At 73.1% G+C, this 12,234-nt stretch carries 10 protein-coding genes; 3 read left to right on the top strand and 7 right to left on the bottom strand.

What is annotated here, in order from left to right; all coding sequences use genetic code 11:
* The gene (folE, locus tag ACIA77_RS33995; RefSeq protein WP_395890144.1) at positions 1-600 is read right to left on the bottom strand and encodes a GTP cyclohydrolase I FolE; all 600 of its coding nucleotides are present in this window, start codon (positions 598-600) and stop codon (positions 1-3) included.
* A gap of 199 nt (positions 601-799) precedes the next feature.
* On the opposite strand from folE, the gene ACIA77_RS34000 reads away from it, so the two are divergent.
* Entirely contained in the window at positions 800-1,459 is a 660-nt protein-coding gene (locus ACIA77_RS34000) for a helix-turn-helix transcriptional regulator (RefSeq protein ID WP_395890206.1), read from the top strand.
* On the opposite strand, the gene ACIA77_RS34005 is transcribed toward ACIA77_RS34000, so the two are convergent.
* The 3 genes from ACIA77_RS34005 to ACIA77_RS34015 all read right to left on the bottom strand — a co-directional run bounded on the left by ACIA77_RS34005 (position 1,444) and on the right by ACIA77_RS34015 (position 7,878).
* Entirely contained in the window at positions 1,444-2,604 is a 1,161-nt protein-coding gene (locus tag ACIA77_RS34005; protein WP_395890145.1) for an SWIM zinc finger family protein, read from the bottom strand. The genes ACIA77_RS34000 and ACIA77_RS34005 overlap by 16 nt on opposite strands.
* Entirely contained in the window at positions 2,604-5,345 is a 2,742-nt protein-coding gene (locus tag ACIA77_RS34010; protein WP_395890146.1) for a DEAD/DEAH box helicase, read from the bottom strand. The genes ACIA77_RS34005 and ACIA77_RS34010 overlap by 1 nt, the downstream gene beginning before the upstream one ends.
* Positions 5,346-5,814: 469 nt before the next feature.
* Entirely contained in the window at positions 5,815-7,878 is a 2,064-nt protein-coding gene (locus ACIA77_RS34015; RefSeq protein WP_395890147.1) for an acyl-CoA dehydrogenase family protein, read from the bottom strand.
* A gap of 146 nt (positions 7,879-8,024) precedes the next feature.
* On the opposite strand from ACIA77_RS34015, the gene kstR reads away from it, so the two are divergent.
* Complete coding sequence (kstR, locus tag ACIA77_RS34020) at positions 8,025-8,654, top strand: cholesterol catabolism transcriptional regulator KstR (RefSeq protein ID WP_395890148.1); 630 nt, start codon at positions 8,025-8,027, stop codon at positions 8,652-8,654.
* Between the two features lie 38 nt (positions 8,655-8,692).
* Here kstR and ACIA77_RS34025 read toward each other — a convergent pair whose 3' ends face one another.
* The 3 genes from ACIA77_RS34025 to ACIA77_RS34035 are packed head-to-tail and all read right to left on the bottom strand — an operon-like array spanning position 8,693 to position 11,378.
* A complete protein-coding gene (locus ACIA77_RS34025) occupies positions 8,693-9,682 on the bottom strand; it encodes a TIGR03557 family F420-dependent LLM class oxidoreductase (RefSeq protein WP_395890149.1) in 990 nt (329 codons plus the stop codon).
* Positions 9,683-9,697: 15 nt separating this feature from the next.
* Positions 9,698-10,528 carry an LLM class F420-dependent oxidoreductase gene (locus tag ACIA77_RS34030; protein WP_395890150.1) on the bottom strand — a complete coding sequence of 277 codons (831 nt, stop codon included), beginning with the start codon at positions 10,526-10,528 and terminating at the stop codon, positions 9,698-9,700.
* Positions 10,529-10,547: 19 nt separating this feature from the next.
* A complete protein-coding gene (locus tag ACIA77_RS34035; RefSeq protein ID WP_395890151.1) occupies positions 10,548-11,378 on the bottom strand; it encodes an LLM class F420-dependent oxidoreductase in 831 nt (276 codons plus the stop codon).
* A gap of 119 nt (positions 11,379-11,497) precedes the next feature.
* On the opposite strand from ACIA77_RS34035, the gene ACIA77_RS34040 reads away from it, so the two are divergent.
* Positions 11,498-12,214, top strand: coding sequence for a class I SAM-dependent methyltransferase (locus tag ACIA77_RS34040; RefSeq protein WP_395890207.1), 717 nt, complete (start codon positions 11,498-11,500; stop codon positions 12,212-12,214).
* The last annotated feature ends 20 nt before the right edge of the window (positions 12,215-12,234 follow it).

Below are 12,234 nucleotides of genomic sequence, written 5' to 3' on the forward strand. Positions count from 1 at the left end.
CTATGCGTTCACACCGGTCAGTGCGAAGAACTCCTGGCGGGAACGTGCATCCTCCCGCAAGGTGCCCAGCAGTGTCGAGGTCACGGTGCTCGAACCGGTGGCCTGGACGCCACGCAACGTCATGCACGTGTGCTCGGCCTCGATGACGACACCGACACCCTTGGGGCTCAGCTGCTCGGCCAGCCAGCCGGCGACCTGCTTGGTGAGCCGCTCCTGCACCTGCGGCCGGCACGCGAAGTGCTCGACGACGCGGGCGAGCTTCGACAGCCCGAGGATGCGGTCGCCGGGCAGGTAGCCGACGTGCGCGACCCCGGTGAACGGCAGCAGGTGGTGCTCGCACACCGACCGGACGGGGATGTCGCGGGCGAGCACGAGTTCGTCGTAGCCCTCGTCGTTGGGGAACGTGGTGAGGTCGAACGAGCGCGGCGTGAACAGCTCCGCGTACGCGCGCGCCATGCGTGCGGGGGTGCCCTGCAGGCTCTCGGAGTCCAAGGCGACGCCCAGTGCCTTGAGGAAGTCGCCCGCGGCGCGCGTGGCGGCGTCCAGGTCGATGCCGGGATCGGGTTCGTGCACGACGCGGAGAGCGGGGCCGGAGCGCATGGGGACACCTCGGGGTTCGACGAGTTTTCGCACATGATTATTGGTCTTATTCTGGGGACTGGTCAAGGTGAGCAGGTCAACACCACAGGTTGCTGCTTGTGGGTACCCTCATGGGCGTTATCGTGGAGATGTGACGACTGAGCCCGCCACGCCCGCCATCAAGGCGGTGGCCGCGCTGGAGGAGGACCTGCGTCGCGGGATGTACGCGTTCATCCGCGCCGCGGGGCGTCCCGTCACGCGCGACGAGGCGGCCGCGTCGGTCGGCATCTCGCGCAAGCTCGCCGCGTTCCACCTCGACAAGCTCGTGGCGGCCGGCCTGCTGCGCTCGCGGTACGAAGCCGTCGGCGGGATCCGCAAGGTCGGCCGCACGCCGAAGGTCTACGAGCCCGCGGAAACCGACTTCGCCGTCAGCATCCCGCCGCGCCGCCACGCCGTGCTCGCCGACATCCTGCTCGAGGCCGTCGCGACCGAGACCGAAGGCGAACCGGCCCGCGACGCCGCCCGGCGCGTGGCCGCCTCCCACGGTGCGGACCTCGGCGCCGCGGAACGCGAAGAGCTGCGCCCGGGCCGCCTGGGCACCGAACGCGGCCTCACGCTCACCGAAACCGTCCTGGCCCGGCACGGCTTCGAGCCGAACCGCGAAACACCCGCACGCGTGCGGTTGCGCAACTGCCCGTTCCACCCGCTCGGCGGCAAGCAGCCCGAGCTCGTGTGCGGCATCAACAAGGCCTTCCTCAGCGGCATCCTCGCCGGCCTGGAGGTACCGAACGTCGACGCCGTGCTCGTGACCCCGCGCCACGGCGGGTGCTGCGTCGAGCTGCGCGGCACCGGTGACGAGCCGGGTCACTCCGGCGGATAGGCGACGTCGAGCGGTTGCGCCGACGGCGGTCCGTCCAGGCGCCAGGCCGAACCCGCGCGGACGAAGCGGTACCACCGGTGGTCGCGTCCGTAGCGCAGTTGCAGGGACCCCTGGGTAATGCGGTTGCGCCACGTGGCCGTGGTGTCCGCGGCCCCCGAGTCCGCCAGGCACGCGCGGGCTTCCGCGAGCGGCCCCGGCCCCGGTGACCACGTGTCGCGCAGCGCCGCCAGGCCCCCGCGACCCGCCTCGGCCCAGGCTTGCGCCCACGCGGTGAGGTCCGCGACCGAAAGCCCGGTCTCGGCGGCCAGCCGCGGCCGCTCGACCGCCGGCCGCGCGGCGGCGCGGCGCGCGAGGTCTTCCTCGAACGTCAGCTCCGCCGCGGCGCCGCCCGACACCAGGAGGTCGCGCGCCCACGCCGCGGCGTCGGCGGCGAGCCCCACCAGGCTCTCCGAGGTCCAACCCGTGCTCGCCGGCGGATCGAGGTCGAGCACGGCCGGCGGGCCGGCGACGTCGGGCACCGGCGGCAGCGCGGGCACGGCCGTGACGCGGCGCGAGTACGCGCGTTTCGGCGTCAGCCCGGGGTCGCGCACGCGCGTGCGCTTCGGCCGGTCCGGCGTCCGCAGGCTGCGCAGCGTGGTGAGCACCTCGTCGCGCGGGCGGCCGCGGAGCTTGAACAGCACGAACGGGTCGGCGTCGACCTCGTCGGCCACCAGGTAGTACACGGCGGCGACGTGCTTGCACGGGTTCGCCGAATCCGGGCACGAGCAGCGCGGCCGCAGGTCACCCGGACCGGGCAGCAGGTCGGCACCGGCCTCGCGGGCCTGGGCCGCCAGCTCCTCGGGCAGCTCGCCGTCCAGCAGCGCCGCGGTGTGGCCCAGCCGGCGACCGACGACGTCGAGCAGCCGGCTCCACTGCTCGGGCGTGAACTCGCGCATCCGGATCGTCACCCGGTACGGCTCCGGACGGCTCCCCCGCACGCGCGCGGTCAGTTCACCCGGGCCGACGGCGAGCTCGCTCACCGTGCCCTTGCGCGCGTACGTGCGCCCGCGCGGCAACCGGTTCGGGTCCACGCTCGCGCGTTGCTCCAAGGCCTCCACCCACGCCCGGCCCCACCACGTGGTGCCGAACGTCCGCCGCGGCGGCATCACCCACCGCCGAGCCGAACGAGGTCGGCGAGCTCGTCGTCGGACAGCTCCGTGATCCAGTCCTCGCCCGCGCCCACCACGGCGTCGGCCAGCCCCCGCTTCGACTCCAGCACGGCGGCGATCCGCTCCTCCAGCGTGCCCTCGGCGATGAGCCGGTGGACCTGCACGGGCCGGTCCTGCCCGATCCGGTACGCGCGGTCGGTCGCCTGGTCCTCCACAGCCGGGTTCCACCAGCGGTCGTAGTGGATCACGTGCGTCGCCCGCGTCAGGTTGAGCCCGACGCCGCCGGCCTTGAGCGACAGCAGGAACACCGGCACCTCACCGGACTGGAACGACGCCACGAGCTCGTCGCGCCGCCTCGGCCCGACCTCACCCGAGAGCAGGGCGACGGGCAGCCCGCGCTCGGTGAGCCGGCGCTCCAGCAGCCGGCACAGCCGCACGTACTGGCTGAACACCAGCACGCTGTCGCCCTCGTCGAGGATCACGTCGAGCAGCTCCTCGAACGCGGCGAGCTTGCCCGACCGTCCACTGAGGACGCCGCCGCCCTCCTTGAGGAACTGGGCCGGGTGGTTGCAGATCTGCTTGAGCTCGGTGAGCAGCTTGAGCACCTGCCCGCGCCGCTGCACGCCCTGGGCCTCGCGGATCTGCGCCAGGTTCTCGCGCACCACGGCCTCGTACAGCGTGGTCTGCTCCGCGGTGAGCGGCACGAACCGGTCCGTCTCGGTCTTGCGCGGCAGCTCCGGCGCGATGTCCGGGTCGGTTTTGCGGCGCCGCAACAGAAACGGGCGCACGGTCGTCGCCAGCCGGTCGGTGGCGGCCTTGTTCCGGTCGCGTTCGATCGGCCGCGCGACCGTGCGGCGGAACCGGTCGAGCGGGCCGAGCAGGCCCGGCGTGGTCCAGTCCAGCAACGACCACAGCTCCGTGAGCCGGTTCTCCACCGGCGTGCCGGTGAGCGCCACGCGCGCCGCGGCCGGCACCTTCCGCAGCTCCTTCGCCGTGGCGGACAACGGGTTCTTCACGTGCTGCGCCTCATCGGCGGCGACGATTCCCCAGTCCACTTCGGACAGCGTCGCGCGGTCGCGGCGCACCACGCCGTACGTGGCGAGCACGACCTCGTCGGGCACCAGGTCGGCGAGGTGCCGGCCGCCGCCGTGGAAGCGGCGCACGCGCACGCCGGGCGCGAACTTCGCGAACTCGCGCTCCCAGTTGCCCAGCAGTGAGGTCGGGCAGACCACGAGCGTCGGCCCGGCGCCGAGCGGGCGCCGGTGCAGGTGCAGCGCGATGAGCTGGATGGTCTTGCCCAGACCCATGTCGTCGGCCAGGCACGCGCCGAGGCCGAGCTCCGTCATCGTCGCGAGCCAGCCGACGCCCGCGAGCTGGTACGGCCGCAGGGTCGCCTCGAGCCCGGCGGGCGCCGCGGGCGGTTCGGGGGCGCGCGAGCGCAACCGCTCCACCAGCCCGGCGAGCGCGGGCTGCGCGGCGAACTCGACGCGTTCCCCGTCCAGCTCCAGCTCGCCCGTGAGCGCCGCGGCCAGCGCCTCGGCACCCGTGAGCTTGCGGTCGCGCCGGGCCCGCACCCGTGCGAGCAGGCCCGGGTCGAGCTTCACCCACTGGCCGCGCAGGCGCACCAGCGGCCGCTTGGCCTCGGCCAGCGCGGCCACCTCGTCGTCGGTCAGCTCGGCGCCGCCGAGTGACAGGCGCCAGCGGAACTCCAGCAATTCCGTCAACGGGAAAGCCGGCCCCGCCTCGCTCGCCGGCGTTTGCGTCGCGCCGGCCTTCGCGCGGATCTCGCCGGCGAAGAGGTCTTTGGGCCACAGCACTTCGATGCCCGCGCCGCCGAGTTCGCGGCCGCCTTCGCCGAGCAGGTCCACGACGTCGTCGTCGGTCAGCGCGAGCTCCGTCGGCGCGGCTTCCGCGAGCACGCGCCCGAGCGGTGGCCACGCCCGCGCGCCGCGGCGCAGGCCGAGCAGCAGCTGCGTCTCCACCTGGTCGCCGAGCCGCTCCAGCACGGCGTCGGGCGCGTCCCACAGCGTCGCGGCTTCGACGACCAGGCTCGGCTCGAGCGCGGACCGCACGGCGAGCACGCCGGCGAACCGGTCCTCGTCGCGGACCTCGATCCGCAGGATCAGCTGCGCGCCGTGGGGACCGCGGGCCTCCAGCTCGGTGAGCCACGCCGCGCCGTCCGGCCCGATCAGCGTGGGCTCCGCCGCCGCGAACGCCGGCCCGCCCGCCCCGACGGACGCGGCCGGGCTGCGTACGAGCACGTCGGCCGCCGCGTCCCACAACGCCCGCACCAGCGACTCGGGCGAGTGCAGCCGGATCCGCTTCACCCCCGACAGCGGAAGCGCGTGCGCCTCCGGCGGCAGCGCCGAAGCCAGCCCGCGCAGCAGCTCCTCGTCGGCCGCGTCGAGCGGGCCCACGCGCCACGAACCGACGCCGCCGGGCGTGAGCGCGGGCCGCAACCGGCCGCGCGCCACGAGGTTCACCCCGGCGTTCACCGCCGCCGACCACGCCGCGACGGCCGGGCTGGCGTCGTCGGGCACCACCAGCAGCCGCGGGATCGCCCGCGCGAGCGGCACGAGCCGCGCCGACACCTTCGTGCGCGTGAACTTCCCGCCGCCGGGCAGCACGAGCTCGATCGCGGTGTCCCCCGCGACCTCGTCGCCCCAGAGCGCGAGCACGCCCTCCCGCGGCGGATCCGAGGGGAGGTAGGTGGCCTGGGTGTGTGCGCCGAACTCCACGACCAGCACCGTAGGCCAGGGGTACGACAACCGGCTCAGCGCGGCAGGCCCAGCACCCGCTCCGCCACGGCCGACAGCAGCACCTGCGTCGTGCCGCCCGCGATCGACAGGCAGCGCGTGAGCAGGAACTCGCCGGGGGCAGGCGCACCGGGACCGGCCGGTGTCGAACCTGTTCACACGCCCGACTCGCGTCGGCTCCTCAAGTCCCCTCACTCGAACCTGCGAAGTCGGAGCAACCACACCACCGGCTCTCGTCCGCTGCCGGCTCAGCCCGGCAGACCCAGCACCCGCTCCGCCACGGCCGACAGCAGCACCTACGTCGTGCCGCCCGCGATGGACAGGCAGCGCGTGAGCAGGAACTCGCCGGGGGCAGGCGCACCGGAACAGGCCGGTGTCGAACCTGCTCACACGCCCGACTCGCGTCGGCTCCTCAAGACCCCTCACTCGAACCTGCGAGAGCACCGGCGGCTCAGCGCGGCAGGCCCAGCACCCGCTCCGCCACGGCCGACAGCAGCACCTGCGTCGTGCCGCCCGCGATGGACAGGCAACGCGTGAGCAGGAACTCGTGCGACGTCGGGTCGTCGGGGAGCAGGGCGGGGTTCAGCTCGAGCGCGAACTCCGCGACGTCCTGCCGGTGGCGCACTCCCAGCAGCTTCGCGACGGACGACTCCGCGCCCGGGCCCTGGCCGTCGAGGCGGCGCAGCGTCGCTCGCAGGTCGAGGACCGAGCAGGCGCTGCCGGAGCCGATCAGCGCGCCGAGGCGTTCGCGGTCCGCCTCGGCGAGGTTCGGGCCGGGGCCCGTGACGAGCGCTTCCACGCCTTCCCCCGCCGCGGAGCCCTTGCCGAGGGCCACGCGTTCGCCGGCGAGGGTCGTGCGCGCGAGCCGCCAGCCGGCGCCCGGTTCGCCGACCACGTCGGCGTCGGGGACGAAGACGTCGTCCAGGAAGACCTCGTTGAACACGCTCGCGCCGGTGATCTCGCGCAGCGGGCGGGTGGTGATACCGGGCGAGCGCATGTCCACGAGGAAGTAGGTGATGCCCTTGTGCTTGGGCGCGTCCGGGTCGGTGCGCGCGAGGCAGATCGCGCGGTCGGCCTCGTGCGCGAGCGAGGTCCACACCTTCTGCCCGGTGAGCCGCCAGCCGCCGTCGACGCGCCGGGCCGCGGTGCGCAGCGAAGCCAGGTCCGAACCGGCGCCGGGTTCGGAGAACAGCTGGCACCAGACGAGTTCACCGCGCAACGTCGGGCCGATGAACCGCTCGCACTGCTCGGCCGTGCCGTGCGCGAGGATCGTCGGCGCGGCCCACGCGCCGATCACCAGGTCCGGCCGCCGCACGCCGGCGTCGGCGAGGGCCGCGTCGATGCGCAGCTGCTCGGCGGGCCCGGCGCCGCGGCCGTACGGCTCGGGCCAGTGCGGCGCCAGCAGTCCCGCGTCGGCGAGCGCACCGCGCCGGCGGTCTTCCGGCAGCTGCCCGATCTCCCGCACGAGCGCGGTGAGCTCGGGCGAGCCGTCGACGTCCACGTCGAGCGTGCGCCGCTCCCCCGCCAGCGCGAGGCCGGCCGCGCGCTGCCGCCAGCGCGCCGAACCGCCGAGCCAGTGCCGCAGCGCGAGCGCTCGCCGCAGGTACAGGTGCGCGGGGTGCTCCCAGGTGAACCCGATGCCGCCGAGCACCTGGATGCAGTCCTTCGCGGTGGCCACCGCCGCGTCGAGCACCACTGCGGCAGCGCTCGCGACCGCCGTCGCGTGCTGCGGCCCGCGCGCCGCCCTGGCCGCGTCCCACGCCAGCGCTTCCGCCGCCTCCGTGCGGCAGAGCATCTCGGCGCACAGGTGCTTCACGGCCTGGAACCCGCCGATCACCTGGCCGAACTGCTCGCGCACCTTCGCGTACTCGACGGCGGTGGTCAGGCACCAGCGCGCGACCCCGGCCGCCTCCGCGACGGCGAGCGTGGCCGCGAGGTCCCGGACGTCAGGCAGCTCCAGGACGTCGGCCACCGGCACTCGGTCGAAACGCACGCGCGCGAGCGGACGGGAGAAATCGAAGGGCGCCAACGGTTCCACGTGCACGCCGGCCGCACCCGGCGGCAGCAGCACGTGGCCACCGGGCACCGGGACGAGCAGCCACGCCGCCGCGCCGGCCCCCGGCACGGGCGCGGCCTCGCCGTGGAGGAACCCGTCGGCGCACGGCGCTTCGAGCAGCACGGCCACGCACGCGCTCCCGTCGGCGATGGACTCGACCAGCGCACCGCCGTGGTCCGCGAGCGCGAGCCCGGCCAGCGCCGTGCTCAGCACTGGACCGGGCACCAGCGCCTCGGCCGCCGCCGCGAGGCCCGCGGCCAGATCGGCGACGCTGCCGCCGGCGCCGCCGGTCGAAGGCGGCAATGCGACGCCAAGCAACCCGAGGCCGGCGAAGCTGCCGGGCACCACGGCCCCGGTGTCCTCGGCCGCGCGCACGGCCGCGACGGGGTCGTGGGCCTTCGCCCAGTCGTGGATCGCGGCGGCCAGCGCCGCCTGTTCACCGGTGAGCGCGACCGCCATCGGGCCTCCTCGCGGGACGGGACACTACTCGCGAGTGTAGAACGTGTTACAGTTTTTCGGCCAGCGGGTCGGAAGTTGAACGTTTCGCCAGGGAAGGTACGCTGAACGCAGAACTGGAACGAGTTCCGCAAGACGGGAGATGGCCGATGCCGGGCAAGGCGAAGGCTCCGGCGGCGAAGGCGCGCACCGGACTGGGCACGATCGGCGACGAGCTCGGGTCGGCGGCGCAGCGCGATCGCCGCCGCCGCATCATCGACGCCACGCTCCAGCTGGCCTCCAAGGGCGGCTACGACGCCGTGCAGATGCGCGCGGTGGCGGAGAAGGCCGACGTCGCGCTGGGCACGCTGTACCGCTACTTCCCGTCGAAGATCCACCTGCTCGTGTCCGGACTGGCGCGCCAGTTCGAACGGGCGCAGGAGAAGCTCGAACGCGCGTCGATCCCCGGCGAGACACCCGCGGAACGCCTGATGTTCGTGCTGGGCCGCAACACGCGCCTCATGCAGCGGGACCCGCACCTCACCGAGGCGATGGTGCGCGCGTTCATGTTCGCCGACACGTCGGCCGCCGCCGAGGTCGAACTCGTCGGCAGGCTGATGGAGGACATGTTCGCGCAGGCGATGGGGATCGCCGAACCCACGGAGTCCGATCGCGACATCTTCCACGTGATCGCCGACGTGTGGATGGCGAACCTCGTCGCGTGGGTCACCCGCCGCGCCTCGGCCGCCGACGTCGCGCACCGGCTGGAGCTGTCGGTGCACCTGCTGCTGGACAAGTAGAGCCCGCGCGAGCGGACCCCACTTGCCCCGCGAGCAGTTCAGGCGGTGAGCTTCGGCAGAACCTGGGAGCCGAACACGTCCAGGAACTGGTCCTGGTTGCGGCCGACGTTGTGGATGTAGATGCGGTTGAAGCCGGCGTCGATGTACTTCTGCAGCGAGGCGCGGTGCACGTCGGGGTCGGACGAGATGACCATGCGGCCCTCGAAGTCCTCGCGCCGCACCAGTTTCGCCATCTGCGCGAAGTCGAACGGCGAGCGGATGTCGGCCTTGGGGAACTTCATGCCCCCGTTGGGCCACTGGTCCATCGCGTTGTCCCACGCGTCCTGCTCGTCCTCGGCCCACGACAGGTGCACCTGCAGCAGCTTCGGCATCTCGTCGCCGTTCTTGCCGGCCTTCTTCGCCCCGGCGTTGAAGTTCTCCAGGATCCCGGCGAGCTTGTCGATCGACGCACCCGGCGTGATCAGCCCGTCGGCCAGCTCCCCGGTCTTGCGCGAGGTGTACGGACCGGCCGAGGCGATGTACACCGGCGGCGGGGTGTCCGGCAGCGTCCACAGGCGCGTGGTGTGCAGCTTGAAGAACTCGCCGTTGTGCTTGACGTCCTTGCCGGTGAACAGCTTCCGGATCACCTCCAGCGCCTCGAACATCCGCCGCACCCGCTCCGGGGCCTCGGGCCAGTAGCCGCCGATGATGTGCTCGTTGAGCGCCTCCCCCGACCCGATGCCCAGCCACGTGCGGCCCGGGTACGTCGCTTCCAGCGTCGCCGCCGCCTGGGCGACCATCGCCGGGTGCAACCGGAACGACGGGCACGTCACCCCGGGCCCGAGGTCACCGGTGGTGTTCTCGGCCAGCGATGCGAGCACGCTCCACACGAACGACGCCTCACCCTGCTGCGGCACCCACGGCTGGAAGTGATCCGCCGCCATCTGCCCCGAGAAACCCCGCTCCTCGGCCGCCTTCGCCAGCCTGATCGACTCACGCGGCGAGAACTGCTCCAGCGCAGCCGCCAGGCCGATTTGCACGTCACTCACGCGATTTCCGCTCCTTCACCGGTACTTTTCGACGACCTTCACCAGGGCGTCGAGCCTGCTCAGGGTCTCCGCTTCGGGCCGCGTGCCGAGCAGGATCGTGATGCGCTCCACGCCCGCCGCCACGTAGGCCTCCAGCAGAGCCTCGTTCTTGGTGCCCACCGCGAACACCGACACCGGGGTGCCCGGTGCCACCTCGTCGCGCAGGGCCATCAGCTTCCCGACGCGCTCGGGCACGACCACGGAGTTCGGCATCCACACGCCGCCGTGCCGGCCCGCGCGCCGAGCCGCGTACTTGCTGTTGCCCCCGATGTAGATCGGCGGGTGCGGCGCCTGCACCGGCTTCGGGTGCGCGACGGCGCGGTCGAAGTTCGTGAACTCACCGTGGAAGGTGGCCTCTTCCGCGGTCCACAGCTGCTTCACCGCGTCGAGCCGCTCGTCGAGCAGCCGGCCCCGGGTGTCCGGGTCGGTGCCGTGGTCGCGCATCTCCTCGAGGTTCCAGCCCGCGCCGACGCCGAAGAGCACCCGCCCGCCCGAGAAGTGGTCGAGCGAGGCGACCTCCTTCGCGGTCTGGATCGGGTCGCGCTGCGCGAGCAGGGCGACGCCGGTGCCCAGCAGCAACGTCGACGTCACCGAGGCCGCCGCGGTCAGCGCCACGAACGGGTCGTACATCCGGTAGTACATCCGCGGCAGCTCGCCACCGGCCGGGTACGGCGACCGCCGGTCGGCGGGGATGTGGCTGTGCTCGCCCACGAAGAGCGAATCGAACCCGCGTTCCTCGACCCCGCGCGCGAGCGCGTCGGGCCGGATTCCTTCGTCCGTGACGAAGCTGAAGATCCCGAACCTCATGCGGTCATCGAACCACGGTTCACCGGTGGTCCGCCGCGAGCCGGGCGAGGTCGTCGAGCGCGCTCAGCGTCTCGGCCTCGGGCAGCGTCGGCAGCATGAACGTGTACCGCTCCACGCCGGCCTCGGCGAAGCGTTTGACCGCGTCGGCGTCGGCCGCACCACCGAAAACGGTGAACGGCACGTCGGTGCGACCCTGCTCGGCCAGCCACTCGCGCACCCGGCGGATCTCCTCGCTCGGGGTCTGCTGCCGCGGCAGCCACGCGTCGCCGTAGGCGGCCAGGCGCTTGAGCGCGGCGGGACTCTCACCCCCGACGTAGATCGGCGGGTGCGGGGTCTGCACCGGCTTGGGCCACGCGAAGATCGGGTCGAAGTCCACGTGCTTGCCGTGGAACTCGGCCTCGTCCTGGGTCCAGATCGCCTTGAGCGCCTGGAGCTGCTCGTCGATCAGCGCGCCGCGGGTCTTCGGGTCGGTGCCGTGGTTCGCCATCTCCTCGCGGTTCCAGCCCACGCCGACGCCGAACGCCACCCGTCCGCGCGACACCAGGTCGAGCGACGCGACCTCCTTGGCCGTGTGGATCAGGTCGCGCTGGATCAGCAACGCGATGCCCGTACCGAGCACGAGCTCCGACGTGTTCACCGCGGCCGCCGTGAGGGCGACGAACGGGTCCAGCGTGCGGTAGTACTTCCGCGGCAGGTCGCCGCCACCGGGGTACGGGCTCTGCCGGTCCACCGGGACGTGCGAATGCTCGGCCAGGAACAGCGAGTCGAAGCCCCGCTCTTCCATCGCCTCGCCCAGCACGTCGGGGCGGATGCCTTCGTCGGTCACGAACGTGGAGATCCCGAAGTCCATGCCTCGTTCTACCCGATGTGCGGCCGCCCTATTCCCGCGCGGTCGCCTCGAGTTGACAGCCGGCCACGGACCGTCGCAGCATGGAGTTAAATCATCGTTCGTTGAATAAGGCGGTGGAGATGAACAACCCGGGTATTACCCCCGAAGACGTCGATTTCGAACAGGTCTATCGCGGCACCACCCCGCTCGGCCCGCGGATCCCCTGGGACGTCGGCTCGCCGCAACCCGCGGTCGTCGCGCTGGCCGACGCCGGCGAGTTCTCCGGCGAGGTGCTCGACATCGGCTGCGGGCTCGGGGACAACGCCGCGTTCCTCGCCTCGCGCGGGCTGCCCGTCACCGGGCTGGACGGCGCGCCGTCCGCGCTCGAGCAGGCCCGTGCCCGCGCCGCCGCGAAGGGTGTCGACGTGACGTTCGCCGTTGCCGACGCGACGAAGCTCGAAGGCTGGGAAGGCCGCTTCGACACGGTCCTCGACAGCGCGCTCTACCACTGCCTGACCGAACCGCAGCGGCACGAGTACCTCGCCGCCTTGACGCGCGCGACCCGGCCGGGTGCCCGGCTGCACCTGTTCTGCTTCTCCGAAGCGGTGCCGGAATCGTTCCCCGGGCCGTTCCGGATCAGCGAGGCCAACCTGCGCGAGACCGTCGGGAAGGACTGGACGATCGACCGCCTCGAACCCACCCGCTACGCCACGTCGTTCACCCAGGACGAGCTGGGCGCGAGCGTGCGGAAGTTCGCCGGGGGCAACCCGGACGACACCGACCTCGACCGCCTGGAGACCGACGCGCAGGGCCACGTCCAGGCCCCGGCCTGGCACCTGGCCGCCCACCGCTCCTGAACGCGGACGAGCCGGGTCCC

This window comes from Amycolatopsis sp. NPDC051903 (assembly GCF_044452505.1).
In the GTDB taxonomy this organism is placed as follows: Bacteria; Actinomycetota; Actinomycetes; order Mycobacteriales; family Pseudonocardiaceae; genus Amycolatopsis.